This is a genomic window from Ruminiclostridium papyrosolvens DSM 2782 (genome assembly GCF_029318685.1).
In the GTDB taxonomy this organism is placed as follows: domain Bacteria; phylum Bacillota; class Clostridia; order Acetivibrionales; family DSM-1351; genus Ruminiclostridium; species Ruminiclostridium papyrosolvens.
Window position 1 is genome coordinate 1,217,931 of record NZ_CP119677.1, and the last position, 23,444, is coordinate 1,241,374.

The window sequence follows — 23,444 nt, forward strand, 5'->3', positions numbered from 1 at the left end:
TAGAATAGGAGGCGTATGTCGTAATGGAGTTTAGAAGGAGTGACATTATAAACATATTATCCAAGGCTTTGGATGTGGATATTAATGTATTATCACAAATAGGAGATGATGAGGATATTGGTCAATATGGACTTGAGTCTATAAGGGGAATACAAGCAATGGTTTTGCTTGAAGATGAATTCGATATAGAGTTGATTGATGAAGATTTATTGTTTGAAAATATTAATACCATTAATAAAATTAAAAAAACTTTTGAAAAATATATCTAAATTTTTTTGTATTGAAGGTGGTGAATGAATGAAATCTTATCTTCACATGGAATATTCAGAAGTGGTTGATAAACTAAATAGTAATAAAAATAATGTACTGCCGACACTGAATATTTCTGTGCTTAGGAATATCACTTTAGAGCCAATTTTAGATACATTTCTAAGGTACTTTATGTTGGAAATAGGATATAAAGCTAATGTGATGTTCGGAGATTATGACAACATACTCCAAGAGGCGGTGGGCAAAAGACCTGACTTGCTAAATAATAATGTTGATTGCGTTTTAGTATTTTCACAATTAGAAACGCTTTCAAATATTATAAGTAGAAACTATTTACAATGCAGTCAAAGCGAAATTGAAAATGAGAAAGAGCGCATTGTAAACTACATGACACAAACCCTGAATGGAATTAGAGAACAAACACAAGCATTAATTTTATGGTGTGGATTTGAAGTGCCAATCTATCCATTAGCTGGAATTTTAGATAAACCCAATAGTATGTATCAAATAAGTACAATAAATTGGTTAAATAATCAACTAAATAAAGTCCTTTTTGGCAATACTAATGCCTACTATATTGACATAAATTTATGTATAGCTAGAGTGGGGGCAAGAAATTTCTACGATAAAAGATTTTGGTATATTGGACATGCACCTTACAGTAAAGAAGCGTGTAGAGAAATTAGTTATGAAATATTTAAACATATAAAAACTTCAAAAAGTAAATGTAAAAAATGTATTGTATTAGATTGTGATAATGTTCTTTGGGGTGGAATAGTTGGAGAAGACAGCTTGTTAGGTATAAAATTGGGGAAAGACTATCCGGGATTAGCATATCATGAGTTTCAGCAGGAAATATTAAATCTTTATAATAGAGGTACAATTCTTACTATTTGCAGCAAAAATAATGAGGAAGATGTCTGGGAAGTATTTGAGAATCATCCTTATATGGTCTTGAAACGAGAGCATATTTCCGCAAGTAGAATTAATTGGGATGATAAAGCAACAAATATTAGCTCGATATCAAAAGAGTTAAATATTAGTTTAGATAGTATTGTATTTGTAGATGATAGCCAACACGAAATTGAGATGGTTAATTATGCATTACCACAGGTCGAGACAATTCACTTACAAAAAAATAGAGCTTTTGAGTATAGAGATATACTTGCTTCTTGTGGACTGTTTGATATTTTGAGCATTACTAACGAGGACAAGCTTAGGGGACAAATGTATAGAACAGAAGCACAGCGAAACAAATTTGCACAAGAATTTACAGATATGGAATGTTATTACAACTCTTTAGAAATGGAAGTGTCCATTTATTTTTCAAACAGTTTCTATATTCCACGCATTGCACAACTTACTCAACGAACTAACCAATTTAATTTAACTACAAAAAGATATAGTGAAGATGACATCAAGATGCTTACCGAGAGCAAAGACTATGATGTGATATGTATTCAATTAAAAGATAGATTTGGCGATTTGGGGATTGTAGGTGCTAGTATTTTAAAATATGAGAACGACCAAGCATTAATCGACACTTTTTTACTTTCATGTAGAGCTTTAGGAAGAAAAATTGAATATGTTTTACTAATGGAGTGTATGAAATTATCCAAATTAAGAAGTAAAAAAGTTATTTTTGGACAGTACATCTCATCAAATAAAAATATGCAGGTAAAAGATTTCTATGAAAGCAAAGGATTTTCAACGATACAAAATAGTGAAGTATCTATTTACAAATATGATTTAGAGTCTTATACATACGAAATACCTAGTTTTTTCAAAAATATTACAACAGAAGTTGAATTATTATAATTGTATTGTAATAAATGGAGTATGTTAAGGGAGGTTATGTTCAAATGATATACTTGGATAATGCCGCGACTACTTACCCTAAGCCCGATAAGGTGTATAAGGAAATGGACAGGTGTATGCGTGAATATTGCGCAAATCCCGGTCGTGGTGGGCATTCAATGTCAATACAGTCAGGACAGGCTGTAATGGAAGCGCGTGAGAAAGTAAGCAAGTTCTTTAATATCAGTAATCCTATGCAAATATGTTTTACAAAAAATGCTACTGAGGCTTTGAATATAGCTATAAAGGGAAGCCTTAAAGCTGGAGACCATGTAATAACAACAAGCCTTGAACACAACTCTGTTATGAGACCACTTAAGCTGCTTGAAAGAAACCTTGGTGTTGAAGTCACAGTTGTCAGCGGTGATGTATTCGGTGAAATTGACCCTGATGATATACAAAAAAGCATCAAAAAAAACACCAGGCTAATAGTAGCTACCCTTTCATCAAATGTAAACGGAATACTTCTGCCTGCTAAGGATATTGGCAAAATAGCCGGTGAAAACGGGATAATGTACTTGCTTGATGGATCACAGGGGGCGGGAACAATAAACATTGATGTTGAGGATATGAATATAAGTATGTTGGCATTTCCAGGGCATAAAAGCTTGATGGGACCTGTTGGGACAGGGGGCTTGTATATCAGGGAAGGACTGAAAGTTAAATCTATCCTGCAAGGTGGAACTGGGAGTAATTCTGAGAATTTTACACAGCCTGAGTTCATGCCTGACCTTATGGAAAGCGGAACCTTGAACACACCGGGTATAGTGGGTCTGGGCTATGGTATTGACTTCATAAATAGCAAAGGCATTGAAAATATAAGAGCACATAAATACCAACTTGTTAAAATGCTCTTTGAAGGTGTCCGAGAACTAAAAAATGTAAAGCTGTACAGTAAAAATCATATAGAAAAAAATTCTGGTATTGTGGCACTTAATTTCGAGGGTGTACCCTCCAGTGAAATAAGCTATGTTTTGGACAAGGTCTATAACATAGGGACGAGGGCCGGTATGCACTGTGCTCCTATAGCACATGATACATTAGGTACATCAATTACAGGAGCAGTAAGGTGCAGTGTTGGCGTATTCAATACAGCTTCTGAAATAGAAGCAACAATAAATGCACTTAAAGAAATATCATTAAACGTAAACAAGCTGTAAACACTTCAAAAATATGCTAATTCCAAAAATATATTAACTCAAGGGGGGACAAAAGGACTTCCACTTACCAGATTGATAAGTTCAGGTGAAAAGTATCAAATTAGAGGGGGAATATAAAATGCCACAAATTGTAAATGAATTGACAAAGGAAAGACAATTGGTATTACTATGCTCGAGAGGAGTATTAAAGGAAGAGCACATAGAAGAAATTAAAACTATCATGGATGGAAATCTAGATTGGAAAGAGATATTGTACCAAGGGATAACCCACAGAACATTAAATATCATGTATTACCATTTAAAGAACCTCAGGCTTACGGACAAAATCGAAGAAGAAGTTCTCAAAGCCATGAAGACGCAGAGCAAGGTATATGCAATCAGGAATAAATCGTACTTTGAAGAGATAAAGGTTATCTTTGACAAACTGAATGAAAATGGTATTCGTTTAGCAATTCTGAAAGGAAATTTTCTGGCTTCCAAGGTGTATCCTTCAGTTGAGACCAGAACATTTAATGATCTTGATTTCCTCATAGATGTAAGGGATGGAGACAAAATAGTAAATATATTGGAAGAATTAGGTTATATTCAAGGTGAAGTAAATGAAAATGGAGATATTATACCTAGTACAAGAAAGCAAAAAATGCTTCAACAATTAGCCTCAAATGAACTTCAGGAATGCCTTAAAAAGACAGATAACCCATTCACACCAATGTTCCAAGTGGATTTAAACTTTGATGTACTCTGGAAAGGAAATTGTCCTTGCAAAATAGATACGCCTGAATTGCTTGAAAGAGCAATAGAAGTTGACATTGACGGTGCAAAGACACTTATTCTTGGTTATGAAGATTTCTTGATACAACTGGCATGCCATCTGTATAAGGAAGCTGCTTTGCTGCACTGGGTCAGTGATCTGAGAGATCTTAAAATATACAAGTTTGCAGATATATTAATGTTCGTTGAAAAATTCTCAGACAAGATCAACTGGGACAAGCTGGTGTCCTTTAGTAAAAGGGTAGGATGTGAAAGCATAGTTTATTACGCATTCTATTACGTAAATCTTATGTATGGACAAGTAATTCCAGAGGGCGTTATGAAAGCAATAGAGCCTGAAAGCAAGGAATATCTTGATGAGTACGGTATTGAGAATGAAAAGCCATCTAAATGGCAGTTTGATTTCTTTACCAGAATGTTTGAGACAAGCAGGGTATTGGATGTAAGTGAGGAGATGCTTTCAAACAAAAAAAGATTTTGGGATACAAAGAAACAGTCAACCTAATTTTATAAAGGGAGGATTTTGTGTGGATTACAGACAGGTTTTAAGGGATTTAATATTTAAAATTTCATATGAGGTTTCAGATGACTGCCGATGCCTTCTAAACAAAGCAGTTGAAATAGAAACAGATGAATCGTCGAAAATGATACTTGAAACAATTATAGAAAATGTAAGTATTGCAAGGGAATGCAAACAAGCTTTGTGCCAATCTCCAGGATATCTTACTACATACGTAACCTTTGGAGATGATTTCTTTATTTCGGATTTGGAGCAAATATTAAAGGAAGCTGTAATAGATGCAACAAAAGCAGGTTACTTGCGCCCAAGTATGGTTGACCCTCTTACACGTGTAAACAGTGGCGACAACAGCGGGCGTGGTGTGCCAAATATGGAGTACGAGTATAAGAAGGGTATTGATTACATCGAAATCATCCCAAGCATAAAGGGTTGCGGTATAGAATTGTACAATAAAGTTAAAGTATTCACTATTGCTGAAATAGGTGACAATTTTGAAGGCATCAAGAAATTCGTACTGGAATGTGTTGTTGAAGCCGGGGGTACAGCATGTCTACCATCTGCAATAGGTATAGGCATAGGTGGTCAGTTGGACGTTGCTGCAAAACTTAGCAGAAGAGCTATGAGTCTGAGAGGTTGGATGCAGAGGAGTGAGGACAAGCGCTTGGCACAACTGGAAGATGAGCTACTTGAGGCAATAAATTCGCTTAACATTGGTTCGGGTGGTACAGGCGGCAAAGTAACTACACTCGGAGTCAATATTGAGACTGCGGCCACCCATACAACACTCTGTCCTGTTGCAATCAATTTTCACTGCTGGGTTGCGCGAAGGGCGGGCATAAGGATATATAAGGACGGAAGAGTGGAAGAATTGAGCTTTATGTAATGAAAGGGGGGATTTACATGAAAACCTATTATTTGAAGACTCCTCTAAAAGATGAGGACATTGCAAAGCTTGAAGCTGGAGACACAGTCTATCTGAGCGGGAAACTATATACGGCAAGGGATATGGCTCATTATAAACTGAAAAAGCTCCTTGACAGTAATGGAAAATTTGATGAAGACCTTAATGGCCAGGCTATATTTCATGCAGGCCCAATCATTAGTGTAAATAGGGAAAGTGGGGAATATAAAGTAATTTCAATTGGTCCTACCAGTAGCATAAGAATGGATCCATACACTGACATGGTTGGTGAAATGGGTGTCAAAATACTCATAGGAAAAGGCGGTATGAGTGATTCGACTACTGAAGCGATGAAAAAGCACACTATGGTATATCTTCTTGCTGCCCATGGTTGTGCTGCTGTACACACTCAAAGGGTTACCAAGGTCACTCATCAGTACTGGATGGATAAAATAGGTATGCCTGAAGCCATGTGGGTCATGGAATGCGATAATCTTGGTCCACTGATTGTAGGTATTGACTCCAAAGGCAGAAATCTTTTTGAGGAAACAAGAAAAAATTCCAAAGACATGATTGAAGCTATAAGTAAGCAAACACATTGTAAAAGTAAATAGGTCCGTTATGGATAAGCATAATTATAAAACCAATACTCAAAAAGGTGTTTTAATAGTCTGTGAAGGAATCAGCGGTTCAGGAAAAAGTGAAAGTATTGCAAAGATATATAATCACCTAAGTGCGCAATACAATGTGCAAATTGTTGAGTGGAATTCAAATGAAAAAATCAGAAAAATTGTTAAAGCACTCTGCAATTTAAAAATGCTTACATCAACTATATACAGTATTTTGCAGTGGATTAGCTTTTGCATTGACTACTTTACAAGGATATTACCAGCTCTAAACAAGGGCAACATAGTTATAGCAGACAGGTATGTATACACAGCCTTAACCCGTGATATAGTTAACGGCTCAAGTGTGCTACCCGGTAAATACCTTTGTACCCTGGTAAGAAAGCCGGAGATGCTATTCTTCTATGACACAAATTGTGAATTGTGCTATGAAAGAATACTTACGAGAGGTAAGGCTTTATTTCATACAAATAAATACATTAAGCGCAACAAGCTTCTGAAAAACAAAAATTTGTATTATCTAATGAAGCTCAGGGGTGAATATATGAAGATTTTGCGAAAAAGTAACCTCCTTGGTCATACAAATGTTGTTATCATAAAAAATGATGAGGTTAATGTGATTAAAATGTTGGATCAATATTTAATGTTAAAATACGGAGATACCAATAAAAGTCAGGAACAGTTTATCAATAAATAGATAGAAATTATACAGTAAGGGGGAGTTAAAGTGTATAAAGTTTTAAAGCCATGTGCTGAAACATATAAATTAGCCGGCGAGGCGATAAAGAGGGGAAAGGTCATTGTTGTACCCACAGATGCAGTGTATGCAGTGGTCTGTGATGCTTTCAACAAGGAAGCTGTTGAGAGACTTAGAGAAATCCGAAAGAGTCCTCAAGATAAGCCGTTATCATTGATTATAGATAAAAAGGATATAGATAAATATTGTCATATAAAAAATGAAACTTATAAAAGTATTATCGATGCATTACTTCCGGGTAAAGTCAGTTTCCTTATAAATAAAAAAGGTGATATTTTTACAGATGCAGTTCCAAATAGTGATGCTATATGTGTTTTCTGGCAGGATAATGAGACTAAAGACGTTTATGAGGAAAGCGGCACTGTGCTTGCCATTTCATCGGCAAACAAGGCAGGGTTTCCTGAAGCTACCACGCTTGAGCAGGCCATAAGCTTTTTTGAAGATGAAGTTGAACTATTTATTGATAGTGGAGAGGAACGGGGCAACAAAGGCACAACGCAGTTGGATATAAGGAATGACAGCATCAGTATTATGAGGGAATCGCCAATGTTTCCGCTGGTTGAAATAAACAAGGTTCTGGATGCAAAAGGGATACCAGCCTTAAGGAAGGTATGATATGAGTTTCTATAACTATAATGGTGTATACATATTTTATGAAGTTACAGGAAATGGTGGAGAATGTGTACTACTTATCCACGGGTTAGGTTCATCTAGCAGGATTTATAGTAATATTTCAAAATATGATTTCTTTAGAAAGAATTACAATGTTTTGTTTATAGACCTTGTTGGATACGGTAACTCAGACAAACCGATGGAATTTGACTATTCCATCAAATCTCAAGCCGTAGCATGTCTTCATTTAATTGACTACTTAGGTATAAATACCACTCATATAATTGCACATTCAATGGGAGGAGTTGTAGCCCAGTATATATGCGAAAGTATGAAAGTAAAGTCATTTATTAATTGTGAGGGCAACCTTACCTTGGACGATTGCAAGCTATCAGCATCTATTTATAATATGGGGTATGAAGTTTTCAACCGGGGAGGCTTCAAATTCCTCAAAAAAAAATATCACACAATTCCATTTTATGAGAGTCTATGCATGACAAACGCTTATGTTATGTATGAGTCCTCAAAAAGTCTGGTAGAAGTATGTCAAACCGATAATATCCTTGAACGATTCATCATGCTTGACACTGGAAAAATGTATGTTTACGGTGAGCAAAACCTTGGAAAAAGGAAGTCTCAAGATTATCTGCGTGATACGGGCATACCAATAAAATATATTAAAAACAGTGGACATAATATGATAGAAGAAAACCCGCACAATTTTTATGAAACACTTATTAAGTATTTCTCCAATGCAAATTCTAAAGGGGGGAGAGTATGAAATTTATCATACCTGAATTAGAAACGTACATAAAAGACGGTGTGTTTTGCTTGTATTCAGCCATAGAAGACACATTAAGACATCAAAAATATGACTTATCGTGTGTTGATATATTTATGCTGTGCAATGGATTTAATGTCGTATACGAATCAGACTTGAATCGTATAGGATACAGCGGTCTTGACGATGTTATAGAAAATATGGCAAGAGAAAACCTTTTTAAAATAAATATGTGTTACATGCAGCAAGATAAGGATGAGCTTTTCCAAAAGGTTTGCAATGCGGTACTTGATAACAATGTTGTCATACTGTTTGTAGGAACTGCGAACTTGAATTACAGTAATGTCTTTAGGGAGATAAGCGATGAAAATAGAGGGCATTGTATTCTTATGTATGGTATAGACTCCGAACAAGGCATCGTGTATGTTGCGGACGCATATTTCAAAGATTCTTCAGGAAGGATGAAAAAATATCAAGGGCCTGCCTCAATTGAGGATATTAGGAAAAGCATTTTTGGATTTGTATGGTTTGATACTGATAAAACATCAAACCTTATAAGTAAGAAGATGGTTCTTGATACCACTATAAATAATTTGAAAGCCTTTATGGAAGGAGCTATGACAGGAAATAAATTTTTCGGAAATCTTGCTTTTAAAAGGTTTGTTGGCGACCTGAATAAATTGGAGGCCCTTGATGAAGATTCATTTGCAAAGACTTGTGAAAACATAAATTTCACTATTAAAATTAGGAGTGCAATGGTAATTATTGATAATATGATAAGCTTCATCAGAAATAATGCTAATTTCCAAATAGAAGGCTACGATACGGTGTTGGAATCACTTCAGACTCTGAGACGGGAATGGGACAAGCTTGCTCTTAATGTAACTAAAGCCGGTTTGACCAAGAGGAAAAGAATGATACCTGCTATATGCGAAATAGCAAATAATACAATACAGTTACAGGATAAGACATTTAGTAACTACTTGCAGTATCTTGAGAAAGTAAAGATTACGTGAGTTTGATGGAATTACAGAAAACATTACAAATATACAACGAGGCGAGAAAATAGCAAAATCTATGTGTGAAGTTTGAGTCAATAATAAATATAGAAAGGGTTTATTATGAAAAAAGTACTAGAACCAATGAAAGCATTTTATGGAATGAAGGACATGTTAGGAATTGAGGATCCTTATGGTGATTGTATGAGTATGTCCGATTTAGCTACACTAAACTATTTTGGTCTATGCGGTTTGGAAATTATATATAATTTTTACTTTGTCTATAACTTCGCGGATGATGATCGAAATCTTTTCGGATGCCCAGTATTTTGTATAGATACACTTTTATTTGATAAACGAGAAAATATATTGAAAGGCTTAGGAATAGATATTATAGAAAAACAGCCTAAAATGGATTTATTAGTTGAAAGTATAAGAGAATCCATAATGAATAATAGGCCCATTTTTCTTTTTGTGGATTTATTCTATCAGAAAGGAAGATTTTTTTATTATAATAACCGACATGCACCTCATGCTTGTCTTGTATATGGTTTCGATGATGAAAATCAAGTTGTATATACTATTGACGATTATAATGGATATAAGACTTACATAGTTTCCTATGATATGATTGTACAGTATTGCAAAGGTATATTTGAATATTGCAATTTTAGAAAAGATTCACTATACTTTCGTGAATACTGCTTTGAAGGTACTAATCTGAAGTTTGATGAAGAATATAATTCTAAAGTTCTGAGGAAATTTTTTAAAAATTCATTATCTAAAGCAGAAGAGCGATATAAAAGTTTAAATTTAATTAAAGTTCTTAGTGAGGATTTAGAAAGTTTTATAAATGTATCATCCTTTGAAGCAATCCTTTCCAGCGTAATATATAAAAGAGGTTCTGAATGCTTTATGATTAAAAATCTTTACCAATATGATACTTTTGATAAAAATATACAATCAGAAATTGATAGCAAACTAAATACAATTTTACAAAATTGGACACTCATTAGAAATACGGTTTGCCATTATAATTTGAATAAAAAAAACATGGATAAAAAATGCAACAAAATCAAGCAGATATTAGATACTATTTACGAGGACGAAACCACATATAGTGATTTATTATATAGCCAATTTAGGCAGTTTATCGGATAGGGTATTCAATATTCTTATGACGCGCTATCACTAGAAAGGACTTTTATTCAAATCTGCTAACTCAACAAGCAATAAAAAATGTAATGGATGTATTTGAAGAATACGGGTAGTGTTAACTAAGTTATGAAAAAATGATTTAAAAGTATAGCACATTGAAAAGTGAAGAATATACCCAGAAATTGTAATTTAAAGTAGTGATTTCCACATTTATTCCACGGTTCTTTTGCTAACAAGCCTCTTACGGCATGTGTGAAGGCATCACAAGCACACCCATTTTCAAACGAATGGATGATGCGCATGGCAAAACAGCCTAACATGCCGTAGCCTCATTAACAAGAGACTTTCGCGGCATAACGCTACTATACAGATTGCTTTGACAAGGTCAGTTGTTGTGATAATTCAATTAGTTTCTGCCACTTAGCAGGCATATTTGGCAGCTTATCAAGCTCAGGTATTGAGTTGAGCGGCTGCCAGTAGGTGTAAGGGTGAGGTCTTAAAAAGTTGTAGTAAGCCACGAATAATGCAACATGGGTTTTTGAGCCTTCTCTGCTTCCATAGCCGTTAGTTACTTGATAAGAGAACTTGAAGGTACGGTTAAAACGTTCAATAATCTGCTTTAGCCAGCGGTATTCAGTTGAAACAGGATCAGCGTTTGTAAGACCGATTACTTGGATTAGGTTAAAATCCATCCCCGTTTCGGAAAATAATTGTTGAGCGAGCTTGTAGGTGGTGTATCCATCAGCCGCGAATTTAAGAGTTTTTCCGGGGAACTGTTTAAACTTGCTGAAAGCCATACGCATAGCCAGAACGCAAGGACCTATGTCTCTGGTATAAGATATTTGATAGCCTAGAATAGACTTTTTTAGAGCATCCATGACAAACCAGACATAATGACGGTCACCTTTGACTTTAGTATAGGTTTCGTCAGCTGCAAGATGGTTTGAAGGCTTGTAATCAAAATTGTCAACGAAGGGTTTAGTTGATGCATTTGTGAATATTAAAATGCTTACGGTTTTTTTTAGCTCAAGTGTATGACCGCAGTGAGGGCAGATAAAGACAACGGGTTCATATTCAGCCAAAAGCTTTTTGTAATCGAAGCGATCAAAGTGCTTAATAATAGGAGCTTTGTCAACACTGTATTTGTTGTATTTGGGACTGGTAAAGTTGTTTTTAGGAGCATTAAGTGGTATGTTTTTCGCAATAAAAACAAGTAATTTATGTATTTGAGAAAGTAAAAATTGATTATATGCTATTAAAACTGTTATAATTGAGTTCACAATGACACTTTCCTTCATGGGATTTGTGATGTAGGAGTCTCAATTATACAGGAAAAGAGGGGGGCATTGTATTTTTATATCAAAAATTTCTGAATCCCTTGATAAATAGCATGTTCAATATAAACTAAGTGTAATTTAGTTTACACTAACCTATATAATGCCGGGGCTGGGCCATGAAAGCGGATACATTGCGGGACAAATGCTGCAAAGCCAGTATCATTGGCTTCCATGGTGTACCTTTGTGGAGGTTGACCCTTCATCAAGACTTTACGATACATTTGGGGGCTATGAGATTGCAGATGCGCAAAAACTCAGTCCCGAAGAACGTATAAGAAGGAACCGTATATACGATAATTATGTTGATAGTATATAAATAAAGCAATTAATACCCGTTGAAAGTAGGAGCTAAAATTGGATTATATTTGTTCTAAAATAAGATTGCCCCGTATCATCAGCGATGGCATGGTACTACAGAGAAACACAGAGGTAAAGGTTTGGGGATGGGCGCCTGCCGGAGAGGCTGTTACTGTATGCTTCATGAGTAAAGTCTACCATGCTTGTGCAGACGCAAACGGAGAGTGGTTTGTTATACTTGAAGCCGCAGAGGCAGGCGGACCCTATAACATGGATATTGAGAGTGCACAGTCCGGGGAAAAGCTGACTGTCAGGAATATTCTTCTGGGCGATGTCTGGCTTTGCTCAGGTCAGTCAAATATGGAAATGAAAATGGATTCTTTGAAGGATACATATCCGGAAGAAATCAGCAGTTGCAGCAATGATTCCATAAGGCATTTCTGCATTCCTGTCAGATATGACTTTGAAAATCCTCAAAAGGATTTGGAAGCAGGAAGCTGGGAGTCCGCTAACCCTGAAAAGATTTTGGATTTTACCGGAGTAGGCTATTTCTTTGCCTTAAAGCTGTTTGAAAAGTACCGGATTCCCATAGGCTTGATTAATGCCAGCTTGGGAGGTTCACCGGCAGAAGCCTGGCTCAGTGAAAATGCTTTAAAGGAGTTCCCGGAACATTATGAAGCAGCAAAACAGCTTAGTAACAGAGCTTATCTGTACAAAGTACTGAGCGAGGATCAGGCTTCCACCGAAGCTTGGTACGCTGATTTAAACAAAAAGGATAGGGGAATAGAAAACAGCAACACCTCATGGAAGACTATAAAAGTACCTTCATATTGGGAAGACGAGGGCTTGGGCAACTTCAACGGTGTGGTCTGGTTCAGGAAGGAAATCAATATTCCCTTTAATCCCGCAAATAAATCTGCAAGACTTGTACTTGGAAATATTGTTGATGAAGATATTGCCTACATAAATGATGTTGAGATAGGAACAACGCCAAATCAGTATATTAGCAGGAAGTATAATATTCAGGATGGACTGCTGAAGGAAGGTAAAAATACAATACTGCTCAGAGTGGTAAATACGTCCGGTAAAGGTGGATTTTACAAAGAAAAGCCCTACCAACTGGAAATCGGAGACAGCATTATTGATTTAGTGGGTGAATGGCAGTGTGTGATTGGTGCAAAAAGTAGTCCAATGCCGCCACAGGCCTTTGTTCAGTGGAGACCCTTGGGCTTGTACAACGGGATGCTTGCTCCTGTAACAAATTATGCATTAAAGGGTTTCACATGGTATCAAGGTGAAGCCAATACCAAGAATCCCGGAGAATATGAGAGCCTTTTAAAAGGATTGATTTCTGACTGGAGACAGAAATGGAATATGGGAGAACTGCCGTTTTTGTATGTTCAGCTGCCCAATTTTATGGAGGCCTCAGAAACACCTGTGGAAAGCGATTGGGCACAGGTGAGGGAAGCCCAGCGAAGGACACTGTCCGTATCTGGTACAGCAATGGCTGTGGCAATTGACCTTGGAGAATGGAATGATATCCATCCTGTAAATAAAAAGGATGTGGGAAACCGCTTGGCACTGGCAGCCATAAAAACTGTATATGGGGACGAAACCGTTGTTGCATTCGGACCAATGTATAAGTCCCACAGAATAGAAGGAAGCAAAATAATTATATCCTTCACTGATACAGGAAGCGGTTTGGTTGTTAAAAACGGAGAACATCCGGGAGCTTTTGCTATAGCAGGAGCAGACGGAGTATATGTCCGTGTTAATGCGGAGCTTATAGGTGATGATGTGGCAGTCTGGAGTGAAGCTATATCTCATCCGGTTTATGTAAGGTACGGCTGGGCCGATAATCCGGCAGATGCCAACCTGTATAACCGTGAAGGCTTGCCGGCGTCTCCTTTTACAACGGAATAGCTGATGCCGCAAAATTAATTTTTATTTTCTCAACATGTACTTCTGAGTATAAATTATATCAATGGAAGCTTGGGAGCAATCATTGATATAATTTTATACGGGAGTATCGGTGTTAAAAAGAAAAACTTCCTGTTTGCAGCAGACACTCCTTTTGTGACATCCTCTTTGACATTTTAAATTGTGTAAGGTAATATATTATTATAACCTGTAATACAGGTAGACAACTTACAGGTATTAAGAAATTTTTTGTAATTGAAAGGTGATATTAAATGCCAATTAAGAAGGTTACACGTCAAAGTGTAAGCGAACAGGTCTTTGAGCAGTTAAAGGAGCAGATTTTAAATAATGAGTGGCAGAAAGGAGAAAAAATCCCTTCTGAAAATGAATTGTCTGCATTACTGGGAGTAAGCCGTGTTACGGTACGGAATGCACTACAGAAACTGATATCCCTGGGCTTGATAGAAACAAGGTTTGGGGAAGGCTCATTTATCACCGATGCACTACCGGGAATAAGTATGAATTCATTAATACCAATCGCTTATTTAAAAGAAAACTCTCTGCAGGAGATTTTAGAATACAGAAGAGTAATGGAAGGCAATGTAGCTGAACTTGCCACAAAGAAAGCTTCTCCCGAAGACGTGGCAAAGCTTGAGGAGGCATATTTGGCTATGGATAAGGTTAAGGACGATTTGGAGCAGTTCTCCAAGGCAGATTTGAATTTTCATTTGCTCCTTGCCAATACAACTAAAAATTCTCTTATAATTCAAACCTTCTATATATTTAGTGATGTATTAAACAGGGCATTTTCTCAAATTGTTACAAAAAGGGGTAACAGTGCGGGAATCTATTATCACAAATTGCTGCTTGAAGCTGTTAAAGACGGTAATTCTCTTGAGGCAAAACGAATAATGGATGAACATATGGAAGACTTATACAATACTTTTGAAACTAATATGTAAGCAACCAAATACTTTATGTATGCCGAAAGGGATAGTTTGTCCGGCATAACGGGGGCAGGGAGGTTAATATGGATAAAATAAAACAAAAAAGCTCATCAGAGAGACTGCTCTGGGCACAGTTCGATGCACTCCAACTGGGTTCCGGCTGGGATGAGGAGGATATTAATAAACCTCAGATATTAATAGAAGATGCATTTGGAGACAGCCATCCGGGAAGTACTCATCTGAATCAGCTGACAGAACAGGCAAGAATCGGTGTCTACGAGGCAGGAGGCTGTCCTGCAAGGTTTCATACGACAGATATTTGCGATGGGTGTGCACAGGGACACAAGGGTATGAATTACGTACTGGCATCCCGTGAGGCTATTTGCGATATGGTTGAAGTGCAGGGAAGTATGGTTTCATGGGATGGGTTAATTTTATCCTCGTCCTGTGACAAATCTATTCCCGCTCACTTAAAGGCAGCTGCAAGACTTGATATTCCGGCTATTTTCATACCGGGGGGCAGTATGAGACCCGGCCCCAATATGACTACTTCATTGGCTGCAGGAGATATCTCTCTGAGGCAAAAACGAAAGGGAGAAATAAGCAGTCAGGAGATTCGTGATTACAAGCTGACAGGCTGCCCATCTGTAGGAGCATGTACTTTTCTGGGAACTGCCAGCACTATGCAGTGTATGGCGGAGGCTCTCGGAATGGCACTGCCGGGAAGCGCATTGGTTCCTGCAACCATGAGAGACATTCTGTCTTACTCAAGAAAGGCAGGCAGGAAAATCCTTGAGCTGGTTGAAAAAGGTATAACTCCTGACAGAATCATGACAAACAAGGCATTTGTAAATGCAATAATTGTCCATAGCGCAATCGGCGGTTCCACCAATGCAACACTGCATTTACCTGCTATTGCAAGGGAGCTTGGTATTATACTGACGCCGGATATGTTCGATGAAATAAACCATATGATTCCGCATTTAGGCAATATATTCCCAAGCGGAGAGCACCTTACAGAAGCCTTCTGGTTTGCGGGGGGAATACCAATGGTACAATTAATGCTCAAAGAATATCTGCATCTGGATGTAATGACTGTAACAGGAAAGACTTTGGGAGAAAACCTTGAAGATTTGGAAAGGGATAACTTTTTTGACAGAAATATCGGTTATCTTTCCAATTACGGTTTGAAGAGAGACGATGTTATTACACCTTTGAATGAAGTCAAGGAAAAGGGTTCTATCGCTGTCTTAAAAGGAAATATTGCACCGGATGGCTCAATAGTAAAGTATTCAGCTTGTACGGAAAGTATGCGTAAACACAAAGGTATTGCCAGAGTATACAATAGCGAGGAAGATGCCTACAGTGCAGTGGTGAATAATGAAATCAACCCCGGAGAAATTATAGTAATCCGCTATGAGGGCCCAAGAGGCAGCGGAATGCCTGAAATGTTGATGACGACAGAAGCTATCGTGTGCGACAAGCGGTTGAACGGCACGGTTTCTCTTGTGACAGACGGAAGGTTTTCAGGAGCCACACGGGGAGCGGCAATAGGACACGTTTCGCCGGAGGCTGCTGCAGGAGGGCCTTTGGGACTTGTTGAAACCGGAGACATTATAGAGTATGACATTGAAAACAGGAGTCTTAACGTTGTAGGTATACAGCAAAAGGAAATGCCTTTGGAGGAGATTCAGAGAATTTTTGACCAACGAGAAAAAAATAAGGAAGAAGTTCTTCCACCTGTAAGAAAAGGTTTACTGAAAAGATATACCGAATCCGCCCTTTCTGCTATGGAAGGTGCAGGCTACTAATAAAAAAAAGGAGATACAAAGATGAATTGTGAATACATTACCCCGGCAGTTACTATATTTGATGAAAATAAAAAAATTGATACCCAGTCACTCCATAATCTGTATGACCATCTGATAAAGGGTGGAGTTGACGGTATTTTGATTCTGGGAAGCATAGGAGAGTTTTTTGCAATTCCGGTGGAAAGCAAAAAGGAACTCATTCGATTTGCTGTTAAGGAAATCAACGGTAGGACAAAACTGCTGGTTGGAACTGCAAGCATGGATATAAACGAGACAATAGAGCTTTCCAAATATGCTTGCGAACAGGGTGCAGACGGTATAGTGGTGATTTCACCGTATTATTTCGGATTGAGCCAGGAAAGTGTTGAGGAGTATTACGACAAAGTAGCCGATGAATGCCCGGGTGACTTGTATCTGTATAGTTTTCCGGATCGTACAGGTTATGATATCTCTCCTGAGGTGACTTTAAATCTTTTGAGAAAACACAAAAATATTGTGGGATACAAGGATACTATACCGGGGATGGATCATACAAGGGAATTGATAAAATTAATCAAGCCGGAATTCCCGAATTTTAGAATCTACTCAGGATTTGATGACAACTTTGCTCATAATGTAATGTCAGGAGGGGACGGATGTATTGGCGGATTGTCAAATCTTGTTCCTGAAATTTGCAGTTCATGGGTAAAGGCTTTCAAAGAAAAAGATATAAGAACAATTTCAGATATTCAAAGGAAGATAGATTGTCTTATGGATATTTATCAAGTAGGAAAGCCTTTTGTTCCTTATATTAAAAAAGCACTGATGATTAAGGGTATCTCCGTAAAGGATTACTGTTCCTTCCCTTTGCCAATGGCAAATGAACAGGATATTTCAAAACTCAAAGCCATTATGGAAAAGTCAGGTTTAATCTAAGTTGCAAGCCTGTAAAAATAACACTTTTGCTCACACCGTGGGTATTTTGCTCTATTTATATGGTGAAGCAAATTTCGCAAAAGTTTAATTGACGTGATGGTTATAAATGGTATATAATTCAATTAAAATTTAATAATTAACGATATTGGTTTGCTCAAAATTATGAGTAACTAAGAGGGAATCAGGTGAAAATCCTGAACAGTCCTGCTGCCGTATGATGGAGCGGTTCTCTAAAAAAGCAAGAATTATTTTTGCTTATACATGCCACTGGGTGATTAGTCCGGGAAGGCGAGAACTTTGCTATGATATCTGAGTCGGAAGACCTGCCAGTATTTCTGCAGATGCCAAATATGCAGAGTACTATGACTTCACAGTGTATGAAGTGTGTAGTTTGTCAAAAGAGAAAACAGTATAAGACTATACGTTCTTTTTTACAAATAAAACCTTTATTACCAAAATAAATAAAGGTTTTATTTTTTTGGCAAATATTATTAAGTCGGAGGTTTATTATAATGAAACGTGTAAGAGTAAAGAACTACCTTGTTTGTCTTTTAATTGCGGTGTGCGCTATTTTTATTTTTCCTGCAAATGCATCTGCAATGCACATCATGGAAGGATATCTGGCACCGGGCTGGTGTATCAGCTGGGGAGTGCTTTGTATGCCATTTCTCCTGATTGGATTCTTCTCAATAAAAAAGAAAATCGAAATATCTTCAAAAAACCTGACTCTGTTAGCAATGTGCGGCGCTTTTGCTTTTGTGCTTTCAGCACTCAAGATGCCGTCAGTTACCGGAAGCTGTTCGCACCCAACAGGAGTGGGACTGGGCGCGGTTTTGTTCGGGCCAACTGCCATGTCCGTAATAGGAGCTATAATCCTGTTGTTTCAGGCTATTTTACTGGCACATGGAGGAATTACAACCTTAGGAGCAAATGTGTTTTCCATGGCTATAGTAGGGCCTTTGGTTTCTTTCGGAGTGTTCAAGCTATCTAAACGATTGGGTGCAAAAGCAGGACTTGCAGTATTTCTTGCAGCATTTTTCGGAGATTTGATGACATATGTGATAACTTCTGTGGAGCTTGCCATGGCATATCCTGACGCTACTGGAGGATTTATGGTCTCCCTCGGGAAGTTTATAAGTATTTTTGCTTTTACTCAAGTTCCGCTTGCTGTTTGTGAAGGACTTCTTACGGTAGTTATTTATAATGTTCTCGCAAAATACAGTGCAAAAGAGCTTAAGGCACTATCAGCAATTTATTAAAAAGGAGAGAATGTCATGAAATTATGGAAAAAGAATTTAATTTTGATAGCAGTAGTAGTAGTAATTCTTGCTGCACCGCCTATTTTTATAAAGAATGCTGAATTTGCGGGCGCAGACGGTCTTGCAGAAGAACAGATAACTAAAATAGCTCCTGACTACAAGCCATGGTTTGAATCACTATTTGAGCCTAAGAGCGGAGAAATAGAGTCACTGCTTTTTGCCTTGCAAGCTGCAATTGGCGCAGGAGTGGTAGGTTTTATACTTGGAAGAATGACTTCTGTTAAAGGAAAATCCGGAGCAGAAACATGATACTGATAGATAAATATGCATATGATTCAAAACTTGCCCATATCAGCCCCAAAGCAAAATTGATTTACACAATGTTCCCCTTATTATTATGTATTTCACTAAACTCATTTGTTGTAAGTGCAGCAACCATACTCGCTATGGCAGTTACTACGGTAGGGGTGGGAAAAATAAAGCTTTCGGCATATTTTAAGATGCTTTTTATCCCCTTTGGCTTCTTAATGGTTGGTACAATAACAATACTGATAAATCGGTTTGATTTAAATCATGTTTATTTGCTGGGTGTTAGAATCGGAAAATATGTTTACGGCATTGACCGGGTAACTCTTACAAATAGCTTGAAACTGGTACTCAACGCCCTTGGGGGAGTAAGCTGCATGTATTGCCTGTCCTTGAGCACCCCCATGACTGACCTGTTTCAGGTGCTTAGACAAACAAAGCTTCCGGCCGTTATTGTTACGCTTATGGAGTTGATATACAGATATATATTTGTGCTGCTGGATGAAATAGGGAGAATGAACGTAGCAAAAAATTCAAGACTGGGGAACTGTAATTTCAGAACTTCTTTGAAATCCACAAGTGAAATCATAAGTATGCTGTTCATACGTGCCTACAACCGCTCCGACAGGGTTTATGCGGCGCTTGAATCCAGAGGCTACAACGGACAATTTGTTACACTGGACGATGAATATATGAACGGCAAAAAGATGTATATGCTTTCAATCCTGTTATGCCTGTTGCTTTTAAGTGCAGGTCTTGCAGAAAGGCTTTTATTGTAGGAGGTAGCTCTATTGTACATAATTGAAACGAAGAATCTGAGTTATTCATATGACGGAGAACATCAAGCTCTGGAAAATGTCAGTATATCAATCAAAAAGGGTAAAACAACAGCAGTTTTGGGCGGAAACGGTGCGGGAAAGTCAACCTTGTTTTTGAACCTTAACGGTGTTTTGACACCTGACAACGGAAAAGTTTTTTTTGACGGCAGTGAGGTGGAATATAATAAAAAAGGTATAATTGAAATGAGAAAAAGGGTGGGTATAGTCTTTCAGGACCCAAATGATCAATTATTTTCCTCAAGTGTTAAAAAGGATATTTCCTTTGGAGCTATAAATCTTGGACTTGGTGTTGAGAAGGTCAGGGAAAGAGTTGAAAAGGCCGTTGTTCAAACAGGAATTGGGGAATATGTAGACAAGCCTACACATGCATTGAGCTTCGGGCAGAAAAAAAGGGTTGCCATAGCCGGGATTTTGGCTATGGAGCCTGATGTGATTATTCTGGATGAACCCACTGCGGGACTTGACTCCAAAGGGGCAAGTGATATTCTTAATCTGTTGACAAAGATAAAAGAAGAAACGGGAGTATCAGTTATATTGGCAACACATGAAATGGACATTGTTCCTTTATATTGCGACGACGTATTTGTCATGGACCATGGAAAAGTAGTTATGGGCGGAAATGTAAGAGAAGTACTTTCAAAACCAGAGCTTCTGAGGGAACATTCATTAAGGCTTCCAAGAATGGCACATCTGATGGAAATACTGAATCAGCGGGACAAGCTCAAGGTTGACACAACGGCAGCTACAATATCAGAAGCAAGGGCATCCATTTTAAGTCTTATAAACGGTGCAGGGTAAATATATGGAGGAATTTATTGTAAAAAACGGCAAGAGATTAAAGTGCGGATACACCACCGGAAGCTGTGCGGCAGCAGCCGTAAAGGCTTGTGCTGTAATGCTTTTAGGAAATACAACTGTTGATGAGGTTATAATTAATACTCCAAAGGGTATCCGACTAAATTTGCAAATAGGTGATATTTATAAACAGAAGGAAAGCATCAGCTGCTCAGTAAAAAAAGATGCAGGAGACGATCCTGATGTGACAAATGGTATCAAAATTTTTGCAAAGGTTGAAAAACTGGAAAAAGAAATATTGATTGAAGGCGGCAGTGGTGTTGGAAGAGTTACAAAATCAGGACTTCAATGTGCCGTTGGTGAGGCGGCCATAAATCCCGTACCAAGGCAGATGATACATGAGGTTTTAAGAGAGGTGTCCGGGACCTACGGGTATAAAGGTGGCTTTTGTATTGAAATATCAGCAGAAAATGGAGAAGAAATTGCAAAAAAAACCTTTAACCCAAGGCTTGGAATAACTGGTGGTATATCAATACTGGGGACTAGCGGGATAGTTGAGCCTATGAGTGAAAAGGCTTTAGTAGAGACTATTCATAAGGAAATTGATGTAAGAATTGCACAAAATAATAAATATTTTCTTATAACTCCCGGTAACTTTGGAAGGGATTTTGCACTGCAACGATTGGGGCTGGACATTGACAAAGGCTTAAAATGCTCCAATTATATAGGAGAAACTATTGATTATTCGGTTTATAATAATATTAAGAACATTTTACTTATAGGACATGCAGGTAAACTGTGCAAAATTGCCGGAGGTATTATGAATACCCATTCAAGGACAGCAGATTGCAGGTGTGAAATATTTGCGGCTCATGCAGCACTTTATGGTGCTTCCAAGGAGTGTATAAGTAAAATAATGCAGTCTATGACTACGGATGAAATAAATGTCATACTAAGAGAAGAAGGCCTTGAAGAGGCCGTTAATATCAGTATTCTTGAAAAAGTAAAGTTTCATCTTAATTATAGAGCAAACCATAAAGCCAATATAGAGGTTGTGATGTTTACGGATTTAAACAGACAACTGCAAGACAGAGTTTATTATCAGACCTCGGGTGCTGAAGATATGATTAAAGAATTATGTAAGGAATCAGAGAAGGGATAAATATATGAGGGGAATTTTATATGGAGTTGGAGTAGGGCCGGGAGATCCTAAAATGTTGACGCTTCAGGCGGTTGAAGTTCTGCAGATGGCAGATGTAATAGCTATACCAGATACAAAAGGCGAAAAAACTGCTATGAAAGTAGTGGGGGAATACATAAAGGACAAAGCGGTAGTATATTGTCCCATGCCCATGACAAGAGATACTGATTTACTTGAAAAGAGTCATGGCATAAGCTGTAGTTTGATAGAGGAGCAATTGTTAAAAGGTAGTAATGTAGCCTTCATTACATTGGGTGATCCCACAATTTATTCTACCTATATGAACATTCAGCGGATTATTGAGGATAAGGGCTATATTACACGGACAATACCCGGGGTTACTTCCTTTTGTGCTTCTGCGGGGGCACTGAATATTTCTTTGTGTGACAGAGGGGAAACTCTGCACATTATACCTGCATCCTACGGAGATACAGAAGAACTTCTGGATTTAAAGGGCACAAAAGTGCTGATGAAAAGCGGAAAAAGTCTTACTGATATAAAGGCTGCTTTGAAGAGGAAGGGTCTGTATCGTTATTCACTGATGGTAGAATGCTGCGGTATGGAAAATCAGAGAGTTTACAAAAGTCTTGATGAGGTATCTGATGATTCAAGTTACTTTTCAATTATAATAGTAAAGGATAAATAAGTATGGTGACATTTATAGGAGCAGGGCCCGGAGCCGTTGACCTGATTACGGTTAGGGGCAAAACACTGCTGGAGACAGCTGACATCGTTATTTATGCAGGCTCACTTGTGAATCCGGGCTTGCTTGATTACACTAAAAAAACATGTGAAATATTTAATAGTGCGGAAATGACATTGGAACAAGTGATAGCTGTTATGGAACGTGGAGAAAGAGAGCAAAAAAGCACTGTAAGGCTTCATACAGGAGACCCAAGTATATACGGTGCCATTCGTGAGCAGATGGATATGCTGATTGAACGAGGCATTGAATATACTGTAGTTCCGGGAGTCAGCTCTTTTTGCGGTGCGGCAGCTGCGTTAAAAGCAGAATACACATTGCCTGATGTAAGCCAGACTTTGATACTTACCAGAATGGAGGGACGCACTCCTGTCCCTGAAAGAGAAGAAATATCAAAACTGGCCTCACATAAGTCTTCCATGGCATTGTTCCTGAGTTCCTCATTGTTGGAGGAATTAAGCCGAAGGCTTGTAGCCGGAGGGTATGAAGCAAATACACCTGCAGCCATTGTATATAAGGCTACCTGGCCGGATGAAAAAATTGTACGGACATGCGTAGGAGAGCTTTATACAGCTGCAAAAGAAAATAATATCAACAAGACCGCATTAATACTTGTAGGAGATTTCCTTGGTTCGGAGTACTCAAGGTCAAAGCTGTATGATCCAACTTTTTCTCATGAATTCAGAGAGGCAGTCAAATAGTT

General features: G+C 37.8%; 24 protein-coding genes and 1 riboswitch. Of the genes, 23 read left to right on the forward strand and 1 reads right to left on the reverse strand.

Annotated elements, in window-relative coordinates; genetic code table 11:
• Positions 1 to 23 precede the first annotated feature (23 nt).
• From P0092_RS05355 to P0092_RS05405, 11 genes are all read left to right on the forward strand, one after another.
• On the forward strand, positions 24 to 269 hold the full coding sequence (locus tag P0092_RS05355; RefSeq protein ID WP_276187096.1) for a phosphopantetheine-binding protein: 246 nt from the start codon (positions 24 to 26) through the stop codon (positions 267 to 269).
• A gap of 28 nt (positions 270 to 297) precedes the next feature.
• Entirely contained in the window at positions 298 to 2,088 is a 1,791-nt protein-coding gene (locus P0092_RS05360; RefSeq protein ID WP_004616966.1) for an HAD-IIIC family phosphatase, read from the forward strand.
• A gap of 44 nt (positions 2,089 to 2,132) precedes the next feature.
• The gene (locus tag P0092_RS05365) at positions 2,133 to 3,287 is read left to right on the forward strand and encodes an aminotransferase class V-fold PLP-dependent enzyme (RefSeq protein WP_004616967.1); all 1,155 of its coding nucleotides are present in this window, start codon (positions 2,133 to 2,135) and stop codon (positions 3,285 to 3,287) included.
• Positions 3,288 to 3,405: 118 nt separating this feature from the next.
• Entirely contained in the window at positions 3,406 to 4,563 is a 1,158-nt protein-coding gene (locus P0092_RS05370) for a nucleotidyltransferase domain-containing protein (RefSeq protein ID WP_004616968.1), read from the forward strand.
• 22 nt (positions 4,564 to 4,585) lie between these two features.
• Positions 4,586 to 5,461, forward strand: coding sequence for a fumarate hydratase (locus tag P0092_RS05375; protein WP_004616969.1), 876 nt, complete (start codon positions 4,586 to 4,588; stop codon positions 5,459 to 5,461).
• Positions 5,462 to 5,478: 17 nt separating this feature from the next.
• Positions 5,479 to 6,093: a FumA C-terminus/TtdB family hydratase beta subunit gene (locus P0092_RS05380; protein WP_004616970.1), complete on the forward strand. Its 615-nt coding sequence runs from the start codon at positions 5,479 to 5,481 to the stop codon at positions 6,091 to 6,093.
• 7 nt (positions 6,094 to 6,100) lie between these two features.
• Positions 6,101 to 6,802 carry a dTMP kinase gene (locus tag P0092_RS05385; protein ID WP_004616971.1) on the forward strand — a complete coding sequence of 234 codons (702 nt, stop codon included), beginning with the start codon at positions 6,101 to 6,103 and terminating at the stop codon, positions 6,800 to 6,802.
• A 30-nt stretch (positions 6,803 to 6,832) separates the two neighbouring features.
• A complete protein-coding gene (locus P0092_RS05390; RefSeq protein WP_004616972.1) occupies positions 6,833 to 7,477 on the forward strand; it encodes an L-threonylcarbamoyladenylate synthase in 645 nt (214 codons plus the stop codon).
• A gap of 1 nt (position 7,478) precedes the next feature.
• Positions 7,479 to 8,255, forward strand: a complete 777-nt coding sequence (locus P0092_RS05395; RefSeq protein ID WP_004616973.1) for an alpha/beta hydrolase — start codon at positions 7,479 to 7,481, stop codon at positions 8,253 to 8,255.
• Complete coding sequence (locus tag P0092_RS05400; RefSeq protein WP_004616974.1) at positions 8,252 to 9,271, forward strand: BtrH N-terminal domain-containing protein; 1,020 nt, start codon at positions 8,252 to 8,254, stop codon at positions 9,269 to 9,271. The genes P0092_RS05395 and P0092_RS05400 overlap by 4 nt, the downstream gene beginning before the upstream one ends.
• 105 nt (positions 9,272 to 9,376) lie before the next feature.
• Positions 9,377 to 10,414 carry a cysteine peptidase family C39 domain-containing protein gene (locus P0092_RS05405; RefSeq protein WP_004616975.1) on the forward strand — a complete coding sequence of 346 codons (1,038 nt, stop codon included), beginning with the start codon at positions 9,377 to 9,379 and terminating at the stop codon, positions 10,412 to 10,414.
• A gap of 359 nt (positions 10,415 to 10,773) precedes the next feature.
• Here P0092_RS05405 and P0092_RS05410 read toward each other — a convergent pair whose 3' ends face one another.
• Entirely contained in the window at positions 10,774 to 11,691 is a 918-nt protein-coding gene (locus P0092_RS05410) for a DDE-type integrase/transposase/recombinase (protein ID WP_004616976.1), read from the reverse strand.
• A 157-nt stretch (positions 11,692 to 11,848) separates the two neighbouring features.
• Here P0092_RS05410 and P0092_RS05415 point away from each other — a divergent pair, with 157 nt between their 5' ends.
• From P0092_RS05415 to cobM, 12 genes are all read left to right on the forward strand, one after another.
• The gene (locus P0092_RS05415; protein WP_004616977.1) at positions 11,849 to 12,064 is read left to right on the forward strand and encodes a hypothetical protein; all 216 of its coding nucleotides are present in this window, start codon (positions 11,849 to 11,851) and stop codon (positions 12,062 to 12,064) included.
• Positions 12,065 to 12,102: 38 nt separating this feature from the next.
• Positions 12,103 to 13,968 carry a sialate O-acetylesterase gene (locus P0092_RS05420; RefSeq protein WP_004616978.1) on the forward strand — a complete coding sequence of 622 codons (1,866 nt, stop codon included), beginning with the start codon at positions 12,103 to 12,105 and terminating at the stop codon, positions 13,966 to 13,968.
• Positions 13,969 to 14,237: 269 nt separating this feature from the next.
• Complete coding sequence (locus P0092_RS05425; protein ID WP_004616979.1) at positions 14,238 to 14,927, forward strand: FadR/GntR family transcriptional regulator; 690 nt, start codon at positions 14,238 to 14,240, stop codon at positions 14,925 to 14,927.
• A gap of 68 nt (positions 14,928 to 14,995) precedes the next feature.
• Complete coding sequence (ilvD, locus tag P0092_RS05430; protein ID WP_004616980.1) at positions 14,996 to 16,723, forward strand: dihydroxy-acid dehydratase; 1,728 nt, start codon at positions 14,996 to 14,998, stop codon at positions 16,721 to 16,723.
• 21 nt (positions 16,724 to 16,744) lie between these two features.
• Positions 16,745 to 17,638, forward strand: a complete 894-nt coding sequence (locus P0092_RS05435; RefSeq protein ID WP_004616981.1) for a dihydrodipicolinate synthase family protein — start codon at positions 16,745 to 16,747, stop codon at positions 17,636 to 17,638.
• Between the two features lie 129 nt (positions 17,639 to 17,767).
• A riboswitch (cobalamin riboswitch) is annotated at positions 17,768 to 17,983 on the forward strand.
• A gap of 167 nt (positions 17,984 to 18,150) precedes the next feature.
• Positions 18,151 to 18,897 carry an energy-coupling factor ABC transporter permease gene (locus P0092_RS05440; RefSeq protein WP_004616982.1) on the forward strand — a complete coding sequence of 249 codons (747 nt, stop codon included), beginning with the start codon at positions 18,151 to 18,153 and terminating at the stop codon, positions 18,895 to 18,897.
• Between the two features lie 15 nt (positions 18,898 to 18,912).
• Entirely contained in the window at positions 18,913 to 19,206 is a 294-nt protein-coding gene (locus P0092_RS05445) for an energy-coupling factor ABC transporter substrate-binding protein (protein ID WP_004616983.1), read from the forward strand.
• Complete coding sequence (gene cbiQ, locus P0092_RS05450; protein ID WP_004616984.1) at positions 19,203 to 19,982, forward strand: cobalt ECF transporter T component CbiQ; 780 nt, start codon at positions 19,203 to 19,205, stop codon at positions 19,980 to 19,982. The genes P0092_RS05445 and cbiQ overlap by 4 nt, the downstream gene beginning before the upstream one ends.
• A gap of 12 nt (positions 19,983 to 19,994) precedes the next feature.
• Positions 19,995 to 20,840, forward strand: coding sequence for an ATP-binding cassette domain-containing protein (locus P0092_RS05455; RefSeq protein WP_004616985.1), 846 nt, complete (start codon positions 19,995 to 19,997; stop codon positions 20,838 to 20,840).
• Between the two features lie 4 nt (positions 20,841 to 20,844).
• Positions 20,845 to 21,999 (forward strand): cobalt-precorrin-5B (C(1))-methyltransferase CbiD, encoded by a 1,155-nt coding sequence (cbiD, locus tag P0092_RS05460; RefSeq protein WP_004616986.1) that lies wholly within the window; start codon positions 20,845 to 20,847, stop codon positions 21,997 to 21,999.
• Positions 22,000 to 22,003: 4 nt separating this feature from the next.
• Entirely contained in the window at positions 22,004 to 22,684 is a 681-nt protein-coding gene (gene cobI, locus P0092_RS05465; RefSeq protein ID WP_004616987.1) for a precorrin-2 C(20)-methyltransferase, read from the forward strand.
• 2 nt (positions 22,685 to 22,686) lie between these two features.
• Positions 22,687 to 23,442 (forward strand): precorrin-4 C(11)-methyltransferase, encoded by a 756-nt coding sequence (cobM, locus tag P0092_RS05470; RefSeq protein ID WP_004616988.1) that lies wholly within the window; start codon positions 22,687 to 22,689, stop codon positions 23,440 to 23,442.
• Positions 23,443 to 23,444 lie beyond the last annotated feature (2 nt).